The sequence below is a fragment of the Actinoplanes sp. CA-131856 genome (assembly GCF_050956135.1).
Lineage (GTDB): Bacteria > Actinomycetota > Actinomycetes > Mycobacteriales > Micromonosporaceae > Actinoplanes.
Window position 1 is genome coordinate 3811569 of the sequence record NZ_CP191849.1, and the last position, 19338, is coordinate 3830906.

The 19338-nt window shown below is 71.5% G+C and carries 12 protein-coding genes; 10 read left to right on the forward strand and 2 right to left on the reverse strand.

Features of this window, described 5'->3' with window-relative positions:
- Positions 1–9 precede the first annotated feature (9 nt).
- Complete coding sequence (locus ACQP2X_RS17530) at positions 10–1002, reverse strand: WXG100 family type VII secretion target (RefSeq protein ID WP_498698248.1); 993 nt, start codon at positions 1000–1002, stop codon at positions 10–12.
- Entirely contained in the window at positions 999–1421 is a 423-nt protein-coding gene (locus ACQP2X_RS17535; RefSeq protein WP_498698250.1) for a YbaB/EbfC family nucleoid-associated protein, read from the reverse strand. The genes ACQP2X_RS17530 and ACQP2X_RS17535 overlap by 4 nt, the downstream gene beginning before the upstream one ends.
- A 272-nt stretch (positions 1422–1693) precedes the next feature.
- Between ACQP2X_RS17535 and ACQP2X_RS17540 the strand changes: the two genes are divergently transcribed.
- The 10 genes from ACQP2X_RS17540 to ACQP2X_RS17585 all read left to right on the forward strand — a co-directional run bounded on the left by ACQP2X_RS17540 (position 1694) and on the right by ACQP2X_RS17585 (position 19331).
- Complete coding sequence (locus tag ACQP2X_RS17540; RefSeq protein ID WP_498698252.1) at positions 1694–1975, forward strand: WXG100 family type VII secretion target; 282 nt, start codon at positions 1694–1696, stop codon at positions 1973–1975.
- A gap of 63 nt (positions 1976–2038) precedes the next feature.
- Entirely contained in the window at positions 2039–2332 is a 294-nt protein-coding gene (locus ACQP2X_RS17545) for a WXG100 family type VII secretion target (RefSeq protein WP_498698253.1), read from the forward strand.
- Positions 2333–2453: 121 nt separating this feature from the next.
- Complete coding sequence (locus ACQP2X_RS17550) at positions 2454–3383, forward strand: hypothetical protein (protein WP_498698255.1); 930 nt, start codon at positions 2454–2456, stop codon at positions 3381–3383.
- Positions 3384–3428: 45 nt separating this feature from the next.
- A complete protein-coding gene (locus ACQP2X_RS17555) occupies positions 3429–5954 on the forward strand; it encodes a WXG100 family type VII secretion target (RefSeq protein WP_498698257.1) in 2526 nt (841 codons plus the stop codon).
- Entirely contained in the window at positions 5947–6288 is a 342-nt protein-coding gene (locus tag ACQP2X_RS17560) for a hypothetical protein (protein ID WP_498698258.1), read from the forward strand. Before ACQP2X_RS17555 ends, ACQP2X_RS17560 begins: the two co-directional genes overlap by 8 nt.
- The gene (gene eccCa, locus ACQP2X_RS17565) at positions 6285–10250 is read left to right on the forward strand and encodes a type VII secretion protein EccCa (RefSeq protein ID WP_498698260.1); all 3966 of its coding nucleotides are present in this window, start codon (positions 6285–6287) and stop codon (positions 10248–10250) included. Before ACQP2X_RS17560 ends, eccCa begins: the two co-directional genes overlap by 4 nt.
- Before the next feature lie 13 nt (positions 10251–10263).
- The gene (gene eccD / locus ACQP2X_RS17570) at positions 10264–11640 is read left to right on the forward strand and encodes a type VII secretion integral membrane protein EccD (protein WP_498698261.1); all 1377 of its coding nucleotides are present in this window, start codon (positions 10264–10266) and stop codon (positions 11638–11640) included.
- A 6-nt stretch (positions 11641–11646) separates the two neighbouring features.
- A complete protein-coding gene (gene eccB, locus ACQP2X_RS17575) occupies positions 11647–12996 on the forward strand; it encodes a type VII secretion protein EccB (protein WP_498698263.1) in 1350 nt (449 codons plus the stop codon).
- Positions 12997–13002: 6 nt separating this feature from the next.
- Positions 13003–16077: a hypothetical protein gene (locus ACQP2X_RS17580; protein WP_498698264.1), complete on the forward strand. Its 3075-nt coding sequence runs from the start codon at positions 13003–13005 to the stop codon at positions 16075–16077.
- Positions 16074–19331 carry a right-handed parallel beta-helix repeat-containing protein gene (locus ACQP2X_RS17585; protein ID WP_498698265.1) on the forward strand — a complete coding sequence of 1086 codons (3258 nt, stop codon included), beginning with the start codon at positions 16074–16076 and terminating at the stop codon, positions 19329–19331. The genes ACQP2X_RS17580 and ACQP2X_RS17585 overlap by 4 nt, the downstream gene beginning before the upstream one ends.
- Positions 19332–19338: the final 7 nt, after the last annotated feature.

A 19338-nucleotide genomic window follows, 5' to 3' on the forward strand; every position in this document is an offset into this window, starting at 1 on the left:
GGCGCAGCGTCAGTGCCCGGCGGCCGGGATGCTGACGTACATCGGGGTGCGGGCGGTGGCGGTCTCCGGGGCGTCCTTCACGAGGAAGAAGTGCTTGCCGTCGCCCGGCTCGACGGGCGAGCCGTGTGCGTCGGTGACGGGGGTGTAGGCGAGGGGCGCGACCGCGTCGTACTGGTTGGCGTCGAACCGGACCGTGCCGTCGTTCTCGGCCGCGAACGCCGTCACGCGGTAACCCTCGGGTGGCGTCTTTCCGTCGGCCAGCAGATTGGTGTGAGTCGCCGGGTCGAAGGGCACGCGCGGTGTGGCGGCGTTCTCCGGGCCGGGCACCGAGGTTCGTACGGGAGGCGTGTCGGCCGGTGCCGGACCGGAAGGGCCCGGCGCGGCCGTGGTCTCGCCGCTTCGAAGGGTGGCGGGCGGCGTTGCGGCGGACTCGCCGTTGCGGGGGACCCCGCCGGGCGGCTCGTCGGTCTCGCCGGTGCGGAGGGAGGCGGCCGGGGAGGCGCCGCCCGTACTCGCCCGGATCGCACCGGTCGGCGGCGTGTCGGTCGTGCCCGTGCGAAGCGACGCGGTCGCGGGGCCGCCGCTGTTGGGCCGTGCGGCCGAGCTGATGTCCGGAGCGACGGCGCCACCACCACCGCCACCCCCGCCGCCGGGGTTGGCCGACAGGTTGTTGAACGCGCCGTCCAGCTTGTGTGACGCGTCCTTGGCGTCGTCGTCCGCCTCGCGGTAGGAGTGGCCACTCTGGCGCAGGCCGGTCGCCGTGTAGTCCAGGCCGCCCTTGACCGCGCCGATCAGGTTCTCCAGGTTGCTCATCCCCTCGAGGAACTTGGCGGAGAACTGGTTGCCCATGTCGTCGTTGCCCCAGGCGTTGCTGTACTGGCTGCGCAGCGCATTCAACTGGTTCAGGTGCTGCTCGTACATGGCGGCGTGGGAAGCGTAGGTGTTGCCGAGCTGGGAGACCCCTTCGGGCCGGACCCAGAGGTCACCGTTGGGCTGGCTCATTCGGCGTCGGCCCGGTTGAAGCGGCTGAGGATCTCGCGGACGCTCGTGGCCACGCGCGGTTCGGCCGGCAGGAACGCGTCGACGCCGGCCTCGCCACGCACCAGCGCCTTGGCGTCGAGGCCGGCCGGCAGCGTCGGCGCCAGCAGGTCGGCCGCCTTCTCGTTGACCGCCTCCTTGGCCTCGGCGTAGGTCGACAGGATCGCCGCGGTCAGGTCGGCCGGAGTCATCCGGCGGTAGGCGCCGTTGGCGAATTGAATGTCGGTGAGTACGCCGTTCTGCCCGACGGTAATCGTCACCTCACGCCGTGGTGAGGAAGCGGTGGCGGAGATCTCGCTCATCTTCCGCTGCATTTCGCCGAGTCGTTCGCGCTGACGCTTGTATTCCTCGAAAAAGTCTTCGAAGTGATGACCGAGCTCCATCGAGCGACTCCCTGACACTGCCGAATCGAACCCCGTTCCGGCGGGTTGGCCCGTGCGACGCTAGCAGCGTCGGCTGATGTCCTTCACGTCCCATTTCGGGGGACCCCCCTCGCTTTTTGGGATCTATTCAACAGCGCGGTTGACACGAGCGCGCCGCACCGACTTCTATATCCGCGGCGCGCGTTGGGAAATATCCCCCGCCAATTCCAGACTTCGTCCCGAACAGGAGTTCCGCCGTGGCTTTGCAGAATGTGGGTACCGCCCAAGCGGGTATGGCCAAAGTTGCCCAGACGTTCGAGGAGACGACGAACCACTTCAACAACGATCTGAAGTCCGTCAACGACCTGATGCTCGTGCTTCAGACCACGTGGACCGGTGACGCGTCAAAGAACTTCAATAGCGCGATGGACAGCTGGGAGCAGTCGTTCAAGAACGTGATTCAGGAGCTCATTCACATGCTCGAGGCCATGGGCGTGTCGTCGAAGAGCTACCAGGACGCCGAGGACGCCGCGGCCGCCGCCGCCCAGAACTTCTCGACCGCTCTTCCCATCTGATTGTCGTTTCGTTCGTCGGCAGTTAGTTCCCCCGCAACAATTCCCCACGCAAAAGAGGAAACGATGTCTGACTTCCAGTTCAGCTTCAACGAGGCTGACCTCACGATGGAAAAGATGCAGAGCATCAACCAGGGTATGGACACCGCGCTCGCCGAGCTGGAGGCGAGCGTGCAGACCAACCTGAATGGCCAGTGGGTCGGTGCCGCGGCTCAGCAGTACACGCATTTCAAGGCGGTGTGGGCCCAGTCCGCCACCGAGATGAACAACCACCTGCAGGAGGCGCGCCTCGCGTTCGCTCAGATCTCGCAGACGTACGGAATGACCGAGTCGCAGATCGCGGCGCTCTGGCAGCGCTGACCCGCCCGTCCTCCGCGCCGCGCCCCCATGGGCCGGTGGTGTAACCCGCTGGCCGGCGAATCCCCCTCGCCGGCCGGCGTCCCCTTTCTGATGGCGTGCCGAGATCCCGGAAGGTCTTGCCATGGGTGTTGATCTGAACTACCCCGATCCTGACAACCACCACACCGCCTTCGAGCAGCACGACGAGAAGACGGGCAGCCCTCTCGGCTGGACCAAGGCGGTCTACGACAAGATCAACAAGGACATCCAGGACAACAAGAACAACCCGAACGGCAACGTCGGCCCGGACGGCTACGACACCAGCAAGTACACGCCGGACGAGAACGCGGCCTACAAGACCCTCGCCGACAACGACGGCGGTGGCGCGACGTTCAACCCGCCAAAGATCAACAACCTCGCCGTGAACGCCGCTGACGGTGGTGACACCAATGCCGGTGGCAACACGTGGGGCCACGACTTCGACAACAACAACGAGCCCAAGCCCAAGCCGTCCGCGGGCTCGTCCGACGACATCAAGTTCGACAACTTCGACTCCGGCAAGCAGTACATGCCCAACTCGAACTCCGGGTTCACGCCGCCTCCCGGCACCAAGGAGTACAGCGGCCCGGACAACAAGAGCGGCGAGATGGTCGTCAGCACCGAGGCTATCAACTACTTCCTGAAGAACCTCGCGAACGTCGCCGGCGACGGCCACGGCGTCGCCTGGGACGCCTACCAGGATCTCGGCGAACGTGTCGACCCCAAGCCGGGAGGCTTCGCCAAGGCGGAAGTCCTGCGCCAGAAGGTCATGGGCGCCGGTTCGAGCGACTCCGGTCTCAAGGGCGACACCAGGGCTCTGCTCCTGTCGGTGAACCGATCGCTGGTCGCGCTCCAGGCGAGCCTGCACCACGCGATCAAGGAGTACGAGAACACCGAGGACTTCAACAAGAACTTCACCAAGGCGATGGACGACGCCTGGAAGAAGATCGAGCGGATCGACCAGTACGGCAAGACGACCTCGAGCAGCAGCGGCGGCGGCGACGGCGACGGCGACAAGAGCTCCAACAAGTAACCGGCCCCACCCACTGGCCTGCCCTCCCCACCCGAAGGTCACCCCATGCCCTCAGAGCCCGACAAGGACACCTGGCAAGATCCGAGCCACGGCAACTCGTGGTTCCCGCCGACGACGGTCCCGATCACCGACCTGGACGACTACAAGAAGTGGGCGACAGAGTCCGGTGGCTGGCACAAGCTGCTCGCGTCGATCACCGGCGGCGCCGGGATCAACTCGGACGAGGGAGCGACTTATGCCGCCGGGCTGGTCAACCCGCAGTCCCTGGCCGATGCCTCGGCGTCGTTCCAGCGCGCCTACGAGACGCTGAGCTGGCTCGAGACCTTCATCCGGGACCACTCCAAGGCGATCGCGGGGGAGGGCAAGGCCTGGCAGGGCGCAGCTGCGAACGCGTTCCTCTCCGAGATGGAGTATTTCGCCGACTACCTCGGCGCGCAGGCCGAGCGCATCTCCGGCGGCGACGGCACGGGCGGCGAGTACTCCGTCCCCGGCCAGCTGATGAAGGGCGCCAACCTGCTCGCGTGGGCGCAAGGTGCGATGCGCTACCTCGACGGGGCCTGGGCCACCTACGCGGCGGCCATGGGCACCAGTTCGTCCAGCAAGACCGGTCAGGTCTCGATCACCGGCACGCCGTACGAGAAGCAGATGGCCGCCCAGATGGCGCAGGTGGTCGACGTCGTCGCCACCCAGTACCAGCTGACGTACGACAGTGTCATCGCTCCCGACAAGGACAACTCGAACAGCCTGACGTCGCCGAACCCGAACAGCGTCACCACCCCGAACATGCCGGACATCAGCGCGCCCGGCGGCGGTGGCGGTGGTGGAGGCGCCCCGAACGTCTCCACCCCGAACTTGGACACGCCTGGCGGCGGAGGCGCGAACCCGCCCGAGATGGGCACCCAGGACCTGGAAACGCCGGATGTGCCCAGCGTCGACCCGCCCAACGGCGCCGGGGGCGGCGGCATCGGTGGCGGCAACCCGCCCACGATCCCCGGCATCGACGCGCCGACCGGCGGCGGTGGCAGTGGAGCCGGTAGCGTCCCTCCACCCTCGATTCCCGGCATCAACCCGCCGGCCGGTGGCGGCATCGGTGGCGGTGGCGGTGCCACCCCGCCCTCGATCCCTGGAAGCGCGCCGATCTCGGGCGGTTCGAACAACGGCTCGATCCCGGGGATCGTTCCCCCTTCGATCCCGAAGCCGCCCTCGAGCTCGACCGGCGGCGGGACCGTCGGCGGCGTCAAGCCCCCGGCCGGTGTCGGCTCGGGTGGCGGGACCGGCATCAAGCCTCCCACCGCACCGGGCGCACCGACCGGCGACGACATCGGCAGTGGCATCGGCGACGGTATCGGGGACGGCGTCGACATCCCCGGCTACACCGCGCCCGGCGCGCCCGGCGCGGTCGGCGGCTCGGGTGGCGGCGCCGGTGCCGGGTTCCCCGGCGGCATGCCGGGCGGCGGCGGTGGCGGCGCCGGCGGTGGTGGCGGCGCGAACCTGCCGGACAAGCCCGACGCAGGCGGCCTGCTGAACGGCGACGCGGGGGATTGGGAAAGCGACGTGCCCAGCGTCGGCGCTCCGGACGCGCCCGGCGGCGCCCACCCGGGCGGTGCCGGCCTCGGGGATTCGACGGCGAGCCCGGCCGGCGGGATGCCGGGTGCCTTCCCACCAGGTGGCTCGCCCGGTGCTGGTGGCGGCGCCGGCGGCAACACGGCTCTGCCCGACCGGCCCGACGCCGGCGGTCTGCTCGACGGCGACGCCGAGCACTGGCAGCCGGCCGACTCCACCGTGGACGGCCCGTCGGCGCCCGGTGGCGCCCAGCCGGGCGGCACCGGGCTCAGCGCGCCTTTCCCGCCCGGCGGAATGCCGGGCGGTACGCCTGCCGGGGCCGGCGGTGGAAACGCGGCTCTCCCGGAGCGACCGGACGCCGGTGGTCTGCTCGACGGTGACGCCGAGGAGTGGGAGCCCACGGATGCCACAGTGGACGGGCCGTCCGCGCCCGGTGGTGCCCAGCCAGGCGGTACCGGTCTGGCCACACCGGTTCCGGCCGGTCCGAGTGAGGCCCCCGAGCAGCCGATGACGCCGGTCTCGTCGATGTCGGTGGCGTCACCGGTGTCGCCGGAGAAGACCGACCACCGGCGCGACCGGGACGCCGCCCTGCTGGCCGCCCCGTTCCTCTTCGGCCGGAATGGCAACACCGCCGAGGAGGAGAAGGAGTCCGAGCCCGAAGAGGACGAGCCCGAGGTGGCCGAGGAGGCCCCGCCGCTTCCGGTGGAGCCCGGCGGCATCGAGCCGGTGCCGCCGCTGACCCGGCCCGCCGACGACCCGGAGGACCGGGCGGCGCCCGACCGCCCCGAGGCAGCCGAGTTGCTGGCCGAGGACGCGGACCGGTGGGGCGAGGACCACTCCGGCGAGGACGACCGGACCCCGCCCGAGGAGGACCGCGTTCCGGTCGTGCGGCCCGACGAGGACGGAGCGGGCACCGCCGACTGGGACGACACCGACGGCTCGTGGTGGCTCGGTGACGAGCCGGCCGACGCCGACCGTAGCGACACCGAGAGGCCGGCCGATGTCTGAGCCGTTCTCCGCGCCCTTGAAGGTCTGGCGGCCCCGGCGTGAGTCCGCGGCCTCCCCGGTCGAGCCGGTGCGCGAGTTGCGCTGCGGCGGCCCGATCACCGTGGACGAGCGTTTCGAGCTCATGCGTGCCCTCAAACAGGAGAGGGACGAGGCCCGTGAGCGGGAGCAGGCCGAGGCCGAGGCCGCGGCCCCGGCCGAGCGCAAGAACACCGACGACGAGGACGAGCAGCGCATGTTGGAGCGGTTCCGCAACGACCGGTACGCCGTGAAGCTGCTCCGGCAGAGCGACGACGTCTGGGGCGGCGCGAACTCCGGGACCGGGGCGCTCGGATGAGCACGGTCACCGTCAAGCGCCCGCCGCGCCAGACCGGCCCGGAGGGCCCCGAGGGTGAGATCGAGCTGCAGGAGCCGCCGCTGATGGCGGAGGAGGCGCCGCTCGACTTCCGGTCGTTCGCCATGATCGTGCCGATGGGCCTGGGCATGGGCGGCATGATGGCCATGTTCGGGCTCTACAGCCGGGCGCCCATCATGTACGTGATGGGTGGCGCCATGGCCGGTGGCATGCTGCTCATGGGTGTCATGCAGATCGGCAAGTCGGCCTCCGAGCGCAAGCGCAAGATGCGCGGCGAGCGGCGGGACTTCCTGCGCTACATCGCCCAGCTCCGCAAGCAGGCGCGCACGGCCGCGGCCCAGCAACGCGAGTTCGTTCTCTGGAACAACCCGCAACCCGACTGGTTGTGGTCACTCGCGGCGGGCAGCCGGCTGTGGGAGCGCCGGCCCAGCCACGACGACTTCGGCCGGGTCCGCATCGGACTCGGCCGGCAGGCCGCCCTCCTGCGGTTCCTGCCGCCGGCCACCAAGCCGATCGAAGACCTGGAACCCCTGTCGTCGATCTCGCTGCGCCGCTTCTCAGAGGGGTACCGTTCGGTCGGCGGCATCCCCATCTCGGTGGGGTTGCGCAGCTTCACCAGCATCGAGTTCGAGGGCGACGCCGACGCGGCGCTCGACCTGGCCCGGGCGATGCTCGCTCAGCTCGTCACCTTCCACGCGCCGGACGAGGCCCAGGTGGCGATCCTCGCCCCCGGGGCGCATCGCGAGCCCTGGGACTGGGTCAAGTGGTTGCCGCACAACGCGCACCCGACCGCGATCGACGCGGCCGGTCCGGTCCGTCTGTTCGCCGGCAGCCACGACGAGTTGATGGACCTGCTCGGCCCCGAGGTCACGGACCGCGGCGACCACGACCCGTCAGGTCGGCCGTCGAGCACCGAGCCCTTCGTCGTGGTCGTCGCACACCTGGCCGACCTGCCGGAGGGCTCTCGCCTGCTCGGCGCCGGCATCCGCAACGTCGTGCTGCTCGACCTGACCGGGACGATGCCGGGCGGTCCGAAGGTGCTGCGCTTGACCATGGCCGGGGATCAGGTCACGTTCCCGGCCGGCGACACCGTCGGCGAAGCGGCACGCGACCGGATGAGCACCACCGAGGCGCTCGCCCTGGCGCGCGGCATGGCTCCCAAACGCACCAGCGGTGTGGTCGAAGTGGTCGAGGAGCCGCTGAACTCCGACTTTGACCTCACCGCCCTGCTCGGCATCCGCGACGCCCATACCTACGACGTCGAAGGGCTCTTCCGCACCCGGCAGCCGCAGCGCAACCGCCTCCAGGTGCCGATCGGCGTCACCGAGGACGGCGAGATCATCGAGCTCGATCTGAAGGAGTCGGCCCAGGGCGGCATGGGCCCGCACGGGCTGCTCATCGGCGCCACCGGATCGGGCAAGAGCGAGCTGCTGCGTACGCTCGTCTGCGCACTGGCCGCCACCCACTCGTCGGACATCCTCAATCTGGTGCTCGTCGACTTCAAGGGTGGCGCGACCTTCATGGGCATGGAGAAGCTGCCGCACACCTCGGCGGTGATCACCAACCTGGCCGACGAGCTGCCCCTGGTCGACCGCATGCAGGACGCGCTGAACGGCGAGATGACCCGGCGGCAGGAGCTGCTGCGGGCCAGCGGCTTCTCGTCGTTGTTCGACTACGAGAAGGCCCGCGCGGGTGGCGCCTCGCTGGTGCCGTTCCCGGTGCTGCTGATCATCGTGGACGAGTTCAGCGAGCTGCTCGCGGCCAAGAGCGAGTTCATGGAGCTGTTCGTCTCGGTCGGCCGTCTCGGCCGCAGCCTCGGCGTGCATCTGTTGCTCGCCTCGCAGCGTCTCGACGAGGGCCGCATCAGCCGGGTCGAGGGGCACCTGTCGTACCGGCTGGCCCTGCGCACCTTCTCGTCGATGGAATCGCGGTCGGTGATCGGTGTGGGTGCCGCCTACGAGCTGCCGTCCGAGCCGGGCAACGGCTATCTCAAGATCGACACGACGACTCTGGTGCGCTTCAAATCGGCGTATGTCTCGGGTCCGTACGCCCCGGCCGGCGGCTCGACGGCGGCCGTGGGCACCGGAACGGCCGGTGGTGAGATCGTCGAGTTCACCGCCGACGGGACCGCCGGACGGTACGACCCGGCCCGTGAGCCCGCTCCCGACGAGGTCGTCGCCGAGGTGGACACCTCGCAGCCGTCCGGGCCGAGTCTGGTCGAGGTGCTGCTCGACCGGCTGGCCGGTTCGGGGCCGCCGGCCCGTCAGGTGTGGTTGCCGCCGCTGGCCGCCGCGCCCAGCCTCGACTCGCTGCTGCCCAGCGTGGTGCCCGACCCCGTACGCGGTATGACGGTCGACGACCCCGCCATGCACGGCCGGCTCCGGGTGCCGATCGGCATCGTGGACAAGCCCGCGGAGCAGATCCGCGAGCTGCTGATGGCCGACCTGAGCGGCGCCGACGGTCACGTCGGCATCGCCGGTGCCGCCCAGAGCGGCAAGTCGACGCTGCTGCGGAGCCTGATGCTCGGTCTCGCGCTGGCCAATACACCACGCGAGGTGCAGTTCTACGGGCTCGACTTCGGTGGTGGTGGTCTCGCCTCGGTCGCCGGCCTGCCGCACATGGGCTCGATCGCCACCCGGCTGGAGCGCGATCGCGTGGTCCGCACCATCGAAGAGGTACTGCAGGTCATGGAGCGTCGCGAGGAGGAGTTCACCAAGCGCGGCCTCGACTCGATGACGTCGTACATGGCGGCCCGCGCCCGCGGCGAGATCGAGGACCAGTTCGGCCACGTGTTCCTGATCGTGGACGGCTGGTACACGATGAAGCAGGACTTCTCCGACCTGGACGGCAAGTTCCAGGAGATCACGACCCGCGGCCTGGCGTTCGGCATCCACGTCATCGTCACCTCGAACCGCTGGTCCGACATGCGCACCTGGCTGCGCGACATGCTGGGCACCAAGCTCGAGCTGCGCCTGGCCGACTCGATGGACTCCGACGTCGGCTCCCGCAAGGCGGCCACCGTCCCGCAGCAACCAGGACGTGGCCTCACGTCGGCCGGGATGCACTTCCTGGGTGTGCTGCCGCGTATCGACGGCAGCTCGGCCACCGGCGACCTGGCCGAGGCGACCAAGTCCGTCACCGAGGAGATGAGCACGTTCTGGACGGGACCGCCGGCGCCGCCGGTGCGGATGCTGCCGGCCAGCCTGGCCGCCGAGCACCTGCCCACACCGGAGCCCGAGTTCCGGGTCTGCCTCGGCCGCGACGAGCAGCGTCTCGCTCCGGTCTGGCACGACTTTCTGACGACGCCGCACCTTCTGGTCTTCGGCGACACCGAGACCGGCAAGACGAACATGTTGCGCCTGGTGCTCCAGGCCGTCCAGCAGCGGTACAGCCCGGAGCAGGCCAAGGTGGTGCTGGGCGACTCCCGGCGTGACCTGGACACCGCGATCGACGCCGCCTACCAGGTCGGCTCGGCGTTCACCGGCGACCAGCTCTACGAGCTGGCCGGCCAGACGTCGGTGTCGATGAACCGGCGGTTGCCCGGCGCCGACATCTCCTCCGAGCGGATGCGCCGCCGCGACTGGTGGGAGGGGCCCGAGCTGTTCGTCGTCGTCGACGACTACGACCTGATGACCAGGTCGCAGGGTGTCGGCTCCGTGCTCGACCCGGTGCTTCCCTTCCTCGCTCAGGGCGCGGCCATCGGCCTGCACCTCATCGTCGCGCGCAGCACCTCCGGCGCGATGCGGGCCATGATGGACCCCGTCCTGCGCCGGATGTGGGAGCTGGGGAGCCCCGCGACGCTGTTCTCGTATCCGAAGGAAGAGGGCAAGTTCCTCGGCGAGGCGGCCCCGCGGCGTCTTCCGGCGGGCCGCGCCCAGTTGGTCACCCGGCGCGGTCTGCGGCTCGTGCAGACCGGCCACGTCGCCGTCGGCGCGAGCCGATGAGAGAGGTACATCCATGAGCGCGCCAACGAGCGCTGAGCTCTGCCGCGTCACGGTCGTCGGGCCGGAGCGGCAGGTCGACCTGGCCGTGCCGGTGGGCACGCCCGTCGCCGACCTGTTGCCGATGCTGCTGCAGCACACGAGCGCCGGCGGCGGCTTCGACCGCGACCTGCCCGATGGTCCGTGGGTGCTGCAACGCCTGGGGGAGAACCCCTTCGAGCTCGCCGGCACGCCGCGGACCCTCGACTGGGTCGAGGGCGAACGGCTGCACCTGCGCCGCGCCGAGGATCCGCTGCCCGAGCTCGCCTTCGACGACCTCGCCGAAGGGGTCGCCACGGTGGTCAACCGCCGCGCCGACCGCTGGCAGGCCGAGTACCGCCGTCCGCTGTTCCTCGTGCTGTCGGCGATCCTGATGGTGCTCGTCGGGTGGGCGATCGTCGCCCAGGGCCCGGTGCTGCCGCAGGTCGTCGCCGGTGGTGCCCTCGCCGGGGCCCTGCTGGCAGCTGCCCTGGTCAGTGCGCGCAAGCTGGACGACGGCCGGTTCGCGTTCCTGTTCGGCGCGGGATCGGCCGGGTTCGCCGCGCTGGCCGCCGCGATCGCGGCCGACGGGTCGGTGCTGGCCGGTGCCGTGGCGATCGTCGTCGTCAGCGGGCTGCTCCTGATCACTCAGCGCACCGTCACTCCGTACCTCCCGTTCGGGCCGATGCTCTTCGTCGGGGTGACCGCCCTCGCCGTGGTGCTCATGGTCCTGTTGGGTGCGGCGGCCGGCGCGAACGTGCGGCACACCTGTGCCGGCGCCATTGTCGTGCTCTTCGGTGTCGTCGTGCTGGCCCCCCGGGTCGCGGTCAAGCTGTCCCGCCTGCGCGGCCCGCAGCTGCCCAAGACCGGCGAGGACATGGCGTACGACATCGAGCCCGCCGAGTCCGATATGGTGCGTGACCGTACGAGCGATGCCGAGACCTACCTGACCGTGGCCATCGCGGTCGCCGCGGTCCTGCTGCCGGTGCTGTTCCACTACGTCGGCGACGCCCCGGGCTGGGCCGGTTGGACGCTGGTGCTGCTGATCTCGAGCGCGATCCTGCTGCGTGCGCGCACGTTCTACGGTCTGATCCAGCGCCTCGCCCTGGTCGCCGCGGGTGTCGCCGGCTACGGCACGGTGATCCTGCGCTTCGCCGATTCGCTGCCCGTCGGTGCGCGGTACGCGATGGTCGGCGTCCTGCTGGTGCTGCTGATCCCGCTCGTGATGGCGGCCCTGCGCCCCTGGCCGCAGCGCATGCTTCCGTTCTGGGAGTACGCGGCCACCTTCCTCGACGTGGCCACCGGCGTGGCCGTCCTGCCCGTGGTCGCCCAGGTTCTCGGCCTGTACGGCTGGGCCCGCGGACTGTTCGGGTAGGCGACCGTGCAAACTCAGCGGGACCACGTCCACGCCCACCAGTTCATGATGGGCCGGCTCAGCTCGGCCCTGGTCAAGGGCGACCCGACCAGCGCCGAGATCCCGGGCCAGCGCGCCCTCACCGGCCTGCTGTTCGGGATTTTGGCCGCGGTGCTCGTCATCGCCGGATTCGCCGTGTACGGCTGGATCGTGCCGGGCGGCAGCACCGCGTACAAGAAAGCGGGTCAGCTGCTGGTCGAGAAGGAGACCGGCAACCGCTACATCTACCTCGGTGGCTCGCTGCGCCCGGTGGCCAACGTGACCACGGCGTCGCTGCTGCTCGGCAGCGGCATGACGGTGAAGCTCATCTCGCGCTCGTCGCTCAAGGACGTGCCCCGAGGGGGCGAGCTCGGCGACTACCGCTGGCCGCAATCGGTCGTCTCGCAGACCCCGGTGGCCGGGCCGTGGCTCGTCTGCCTGCCCGGCTCCCGCGTCGACAACCCGAGCCCGAAGGCGCTCGGCATCAACCTCGACCCGACGGCCGCCGTGGAGCCGATCGCGCCCGGTCGATTCACCGTCGTCCGCGACGCGGCCGGTCGCAGATACGTCATCTTCCAGGGCCACAAGCATCTCGTACGGGACAAGTCCGCGCTCGTGGCGCTCGGCGCCGGCAGCACGTCCGCGCCGCTGGCCCCAGCGACCTGGCTCGCTTGGCTGCCCGACGGCCCGTGGCTCGGCGCCGCCCTCATCCCCGGCGCGGGCAACGCCGGCCCGGTGGTCGCCGGGAAGAGCCGGCGCATCGGCACGCTCTTCCGTCTCCGGCCCGCCTCCGGCCAGGAACAATTCTTCGTCCTGCGCACCGACGGCCTCGCGCCGATCAGCGCGACCGAGTTCCTGCTGGCCGCAGCCCGTCCCGACGCAGCTGGCGTGGAGCTGACGGCGGCCCAGGTCGTCGCGGCCAAGCAGTCCATCGACCGTACGCTGGTCGACCGGCTGCCCGACCTGACCGGCGCGAGCCCTCAGGATCCGGCCGGCGGTGTCCTCTGCCAGCGGCAGGCGCCCGGCCCCAACGACACGTTCCAGACCCTGGTCGGGTACGCGTCCCCGGACCGCTCGGCCGTCAACGCGGACGGCACCACCCGGGTCGTCGCCGCGCCGAGCACCGGCATGGCGGTCGTACCCGTTCCCCACCCGAAGACGCTGAAGCCGGTCACGTTCATCGCGGAGTCCGGCCTGGCCTACCCGATCGCCGATCAGGACACGCAGCGCGCGCTCAACCTCGCCGTGGTCGTGCCGGTACCGGCGGCCCTGCTGGCACTGATGCCGAAGGGCCCCCAGCTGAGCCAGAAGGCCCTGATCGGCCTCGCGAGAGGGTGAGACAAGATGGCGAACGGAATCCGTAACCTGCTGCGCGGCAAGGGCGACGAGCCCGGCGGCGTCGCGCAGCACACCGTCGGCAACGCGGTCGTGCTGCACGGCGGCGACGACAAGATCAGCGCCGAGGCCCAGTCGCTGGCGCTCGCCGTGGTCGCCGACGCCGAGAACGACATCGTGGTCCTCGACCTCGGCGAGGGCATGCCCATCAACTCGTGGGAGGCCATGGCCGGCGTGCTGCCCCGGCGCCGCCGCGGCATTCGGCTGGTCGCCTGCGGCCGCCAGCGCAACGCGGCCGCGATGGCCGGGCAGTGGCTCTCCGAACGCCTCAACCGCACCGTCATCGCCCCCGACGGCGACCTGATCCGGGGCGCCGCCGGGAACCTCTTCGTCGACGCGATGCCGGGCAGCGGCTGGGTCCGGTTCCGGCCCGGCAGGCCGCCCGCCTGGGAGGCCAAGCGCTATCCGGCCCCGGCCTGGGACCGGGCGGTCACCGACCGCCGGCCCTCCAGCTCGGTCGGCGAGATCGAGCCGCTGCCGGGCGGCGTCTGGATCCATGACGTACGGGACGAGCACACCGTGGCGGCGCACCGCCAGCGCCTCATCGCGGGCGTGCCGTGTCAGCCCGACCGGATGACGGTCCTGCTCGGCTGTCCCGGAACCCCGTCACTCTCGCTCGACGACGTGGTCCGCTTCTGGCGGGAGCTCGACGAGGACGCCCGTTCGCGGGCCCGGTTCGTTCAATACGGAGAGGTACGGATCCCGGAGGGCGAGCCGCTCGGGCAGGCGCTGGCCGACCTGCTCGGCACGAGCGTCGTCTGCTACACCGGTGTGCCGGTCGGCAGCCCGGCCAAGTTCGAGCTGCGTACGGTCCGCGCCGACGGCTCGCTCGGCTGGTCACCGTTCGCCCAGGAACTCGCCTATCAGCCGCGCGTCCACACGCAGTCCCGCCCGCGCCGGGCCGAAGTGATCAGCCATCGTTCGCCCCTCGACGGCACCGACGAGCAGGACGACCGCGTGTTCTGGTACGCGCCGGACGCCGTGGTCGAGGTCGTCGAGGCCGGCCTGTGGGTGCGTGGCGCCGACGAGCCGGCCAACGCCGAACGCGTACGCGGCACCGCCCTCGACCCCGAGGGCGGCCTGCTCATCTTCGACGACACCGCGGCCGACAAGGCGGCCCGCATGCGCGAACTGGCAGCCGACCTCGCCGCTCGCCTCGACGAGCCGGCCGCCGTGGGCAGCGCCCTGGTCGCATCGTCGGCGGTCGCCCCGGCCATGAAGCGGGCCGGAGCGGCCCGCGCCGCCGCCGACGTGAACCCGATCGTCTCGAGCGCCCCGGTCCGGGTCTCAGCCCAGGCCGTCGTCCCGGCCCCGACCGCCGCTGCCGTGCCCGCCCCGGCGGCCGTGCCCGCCCCGGCGGCCGTGCCCGCCCCGGCGGCCGTGCCCGCCCCGACGGCCGTGCCCGCCCCGACGGCGGTGCCCGCGCAGACCGCGATGCCCGCTCCGAATGAGGTGCCCGCGCCGACCTCGGCTTCCGTGCCGCGTCTCTCCGCGGCCAACACCGTCGCCCTCCGCCTGCCGTCCGCGGTGGGAGCATCGGCCGGGAAGAAGTCGCGCCGCTCAGCGCAGGCCGAGCCGACCGCCGCCGTGCGGCCGGGCTCGGTCGTCGCTTCGGCATCCGTTCCGACAGAGACGGAGGAGGCCACCGCCCCGGCTGTCACGTACTCGCTGGGTCGCGTCTCCATGGGTCCGGTGCACGAGGCCGCCGCAGCCGATGTCGCCGGGCTCGCGGAGCCCGCGTCGGCCGTGGAGCCGGCGCCGCCGGTCGCGGCCGGGGCACCGGTCCCGTCCTCGTCCGTCGAAGCGCCCGCGCCGTTCCCTGCCGCCGAGGCGTTCGTCCCGGCGGCGGAGGCACCTGCCCCGGCAATGGAGGCACCCGCCCCGCCCGCCCCCGTCGAGCCCACGGCCGAGACGACCGCCTCGCCGGCCCCGACCGCCCCGCCCGCGGCCGTCCCGCCCGCGCCGCCGGTGGCCAGCCCGGATCTGGTGGCGCCGCCGGTCGAGGCGGTGTTCTCCACGGTGGCCGAGGTGTCGATCGCCGCCGTTGAGGTGCCCGCGGTTGCACCCGCCGACCCGACCAGCCCAGTAGGAGCGACCAGTCCGGTGGGCCTGACCAGTCCGGTAGGACCAGCCAGCCCGGTGGGCCCGGCCGAACCGCCCAAGAAGGCGCTTACCGACAAGCCGCCCGCGCCGGCGGCTCCGGCTCGGCTGCAGCCGGTGCCCGGAGCCTCGGCCAGCGCGCTTCTGCCCAACCGCGCGCTCGACGAGGAGCGCGGCTGGCTGCACCGCACGATGAGCCGCGAGTTCGACGCCATGGCGAGCTCGGTGGCGCGCATCCTGTCCGAGCACCCGGGCATGCAGAGCGGCTCGCTGACCAAGGACGACCTGCTGGCCGACTCGGTCGCCGTACGCCTGGTCCTGTCGCCGCGCGGCGAAGGGGTCGACGCCGGTCTGCGGGGCGGGCGCAACGGACCGCATGTCCCGCTGGCCCGGGCCGCTGTCTCCGGCCTGTCGCGGCTGCCGTCGTTCCGGGGCACCACCGTGTTCCGCCGGTCGCCGATAGCCGAGGAATGGGCCCTGTACGAGGACCGCAAGCTGGTCACCGACTGGGGTTTCGTCACCGCGTTGACCCAGCCCTGTGTGTCCCAGGAGGGTGACACCGACGTGCTGATCTGGTCGATGACCGCTCGCCGGACGGCGCTGCTGGAGCCCGAGGGCGGCGAGCGCATCGACGACCGGGTGGTCTACCTGCCCGGCACCAGTTTCAAGGTGCTGGAGCTGCGCCGGCCGGAGCCCGGCAAACGCGGCGCGATCCTGATGCGGGAGATCGGCGGCAACGAGATCGACGGCACCGGCCGGGTCGACACCAACCGGGTGTCGCTCGACGAGCTGGCTGTCACCGCGCTGACCCGCAGCCTGGACCGTTGGGCCGGTGGCACGGAGAAGCGACGGATCGGCGAGGCCGCGCGGGCGCGTTTCGACGTGCTGCCCGGCCTGGAGCGCAGGAAGGAGGCCGGTCGATGAGCCGGCAGGTCCTGGTGGTGGGCGCGCGGCAGGCGGGTGCCTTCCCGACCATCGGTGCGGCCCTGGCCCGCGCCGAGGCCGGTTCGACGATCACCGTGCATCCGGGGCGGTACGACGAGAAGCTCGTCGTCGGCAACCGGATCACGATCAGCGCCGAGCCCGGCGGCCCGGTCGAGGTGCACGTCGACGAGGGCAGCGTGCTCGTCGTCCACGGCGAGGGCGCGCAGTTGCGCGGGCTCACGCTCTCGAGTGGCGATCCGAAGCTGGCGGCCGTCGACGTCTACTCGGGCGAGGTCGCCCTGGACGACTGCCGGATCAGCGGCGCCTCGTGGGTCACCGTGCTGGCCCGGCTTCAGGGGTCGCTGGCGATGCGCAAGTGCGCGGTATCCAGCACCGCCGGGGCCGGGATCGTGCTGATGTCCAAGGGCACCGGAACGGTCGAGGACACCGTGGTCGCCCCGGTCGCCACGTCGGGCATCGTGGTCGGCGAGACCGGCGCGCTCACGTTGCGCCGCTGCGTGGTGCGTGACGCCCCCGCCAACAGCATCTGCGCCAACGGCGAGAGCCGGCTGGTCATCGAGCAGTGCGAGATCTCCGGTTCGCAGAAGCCGGCCCTCGTCGTGGAGAAGAGGGCACAGGCCCGGATCAGCCGCCTGACCGTGCGCGACAGCGCCAACGTGGACGTCTTCCTACGGGGGGAGGCCGACGTGACGATCGCCGACTCGTCATTCACCGGCGCGGCGCTGCAGGGGGCGCACATCACCGACGGATCGAGTGCCCGCTTCACCGGCTGCACGTTCACCGGCGCCGGCCACACCGCGATCCACGTCGCCGGGGGAGGGCGGCCGACCCTGACCGACTGCACCGTCACCGGCTCGCCGGTCGCCGTCGCCACCGAGGCCGGGGCTTCGCCCACCTTCTCCGGCTTGACCGTGCGGGACACCGGCGAACACCTGGCCGTGCTGGGCGGCGGCGGCAAGGTGACGATGCGCCGGTTGCGGGCCGAGCTCGACCGCGGCGCCGGTCTCGTGGTGCGTGACGACACCAGTCTGGACGGTGAGGACCTCGCCGTCTCAGGCGCGCCGGCGCTGCGGCTCACCGGCGCCCGGGCCACCGTACGAGAGGCTCGTTTCGACGGCGGCGGCGAGAGCACGGTAACGGCCGAGGAAGGCTCGACGCTGACCCTCACCTCGGTGGTCGTCGCCGGATCGGGCGTCACGGTGTCCGGATCCCGGCTCGAACTGCGCGACGGCGAGATCGGCGGCGCTCCCGGCGACGGCCTGCGTGTCAGCGGCGGGCAGGTGACAGCGACCCAGCTCCGCGTGCGGGACGCCCGGCGCGACGGTGTGGTCCTTCAGGACGGGGCCGCCGGTTCCCTCACCGACTGCGAGATCCTGGGCAGCGGCGCGGCCGGCATCCACGCCCGGGAGACCAAGCCGTTCACGGTGACCCGCTGCGCGTTGCGAGGCAACGCCGAGGACGTCCGCGAGGAATCCGGGGCGCAGCTCGGCATCGAGGCGATGTCCACCGGTGGCGCCACGTCCCCGGCACCGGCTCCGTCGGCCGAGGCGGCGCCGGCCGCGAACGACGAGCCCGCGAGCGAGCTCGCCGGCCCGCTCGGTGAGCTCAACGAGCTGATCGGCCTGCGCAGCGTCAAGCAGGAGGTCACCGGCCTCATCAACCTCATCAAGATGGCCCAGGTCCGGCAGCAGATGGGTCTGCCGATGCCGCCGATGAGCCGGCACCTGATCTTCGCCGGCCCGCCCGGCACGGGTAAGACGACGGTGGCCCGCCTCTACGGCTCGGTGCTGGCCGAACTCGGCGTGCTGTCGAAGGGCCACATGGTCGAGGCGGCTCGGGCCGATCTGGTCGGGCAATACATCGGCTCGACCGCCATCAAGACGACCGAGCTGGTGACCAAGGCGCTCGGCGGCGTCCTCTTCATCGACGAGGCGTACACCCTGTCGGCCGGCAGCGGCGGCTCCGGGCCGGACTTCGGCCAGGAAGCCATCGACGCGCTCATGAAGATGATGGAGGACCACCGCGACGAGCTCGTCGTCATCGTCGCCGGCTACTCCGAGCTGATGGAGAAGTTCCTCGAGTCCAACCCGGGTCTCGCGTCCCGGTTCACGCGGACCGTCGAGTTCCCCAACTACTCGGTGGCCGAGCTGGTCACCATCACCTCGAACCTGAGCACCAAGCACTACTACGAGCTGACCGACGACGCGGTCGACGCGCTCACCACGTACTTCGAGCGCATCCCGAAGAATGCGACGTTCGGCAACGGCCGCGTGGCCCGCAAGCTCTTCGAGGCAATGATCAACAATCAGGCGTCCCGGCTCGCGGTGAACCCGCCGAGCAAGGACACCGAGCTCAACCGGCTCACCGCGCCCGACGTCGCGCCCGAACTGGCCCTGCTCGACGATCTGCCAGTCGAGCAGACGAGCGCGCCCGACAGCGCGACCGACCCGAACGGCGCCATCCGGGCCACCCGCAGCTGGCGCCGGGTTTCCGGACTGGTCGGCGCCGCGAACGCCCGGGAGGCGCTCGGCGCGGGTCTGCTCGAGCTCTGCGATCTGCGCAACCGCCGGAGGGCGTACGGAAAGAACGCGAACGTCGTGCTCAGCGGTACCGTCGGGAGCGGACGGCGGGAGATCGCCCGGCTCTACACGGCGGCGCTCACCGAGCTCGACCTCGTGCCGGTCGGCCAGCTGGTGCGGGTCTCGACCGGTGTCGAGCTGGCGCCGCAGTGGCCGGGTCAGGCTCCGAGCCTGGCGCGGGCCGCGCTCGACGACGCCGAGGGCGGAGTGCTCGTCGTCGAGCTCGTTCCCGGTGAGAACACCGTCGAGGCGGTCGAGGCGCTCGTCGAGCAGATGCGCGGCAAGCTCGCCGAGCCCGTGGTCGTGCTCGTCGGCGAGCCTGCGGACGTAGCCGCGCTGACCCGGTCGGTCCCGGCCGTCGCCGAGGTCTTCGGCCGGCGCTGGGAGATGCCGGCCTACGCGACTGAGGAGCTCGCCGAGATCGTGGTGCGCCAGCTCGTACGGCGGGGGCACGAGGTCCCGGCCGACGTGCGCGCGGCCGTCGTCGGCCTGGCCGCCAACCTCACCCGCCCTACGGTGCATGCCGCCCACGAACTGGCCGCCGCGCTGAGCCGCATGGCCGCGTCCCGCACCCTCGCTCTCGCCGATCTGCGCGCGCCGGTGGCCGCGTCCGATCCGGCCCGGCCGGCCGGTGGCCTGGCCGCGGTCGGCTGAAAGGAAA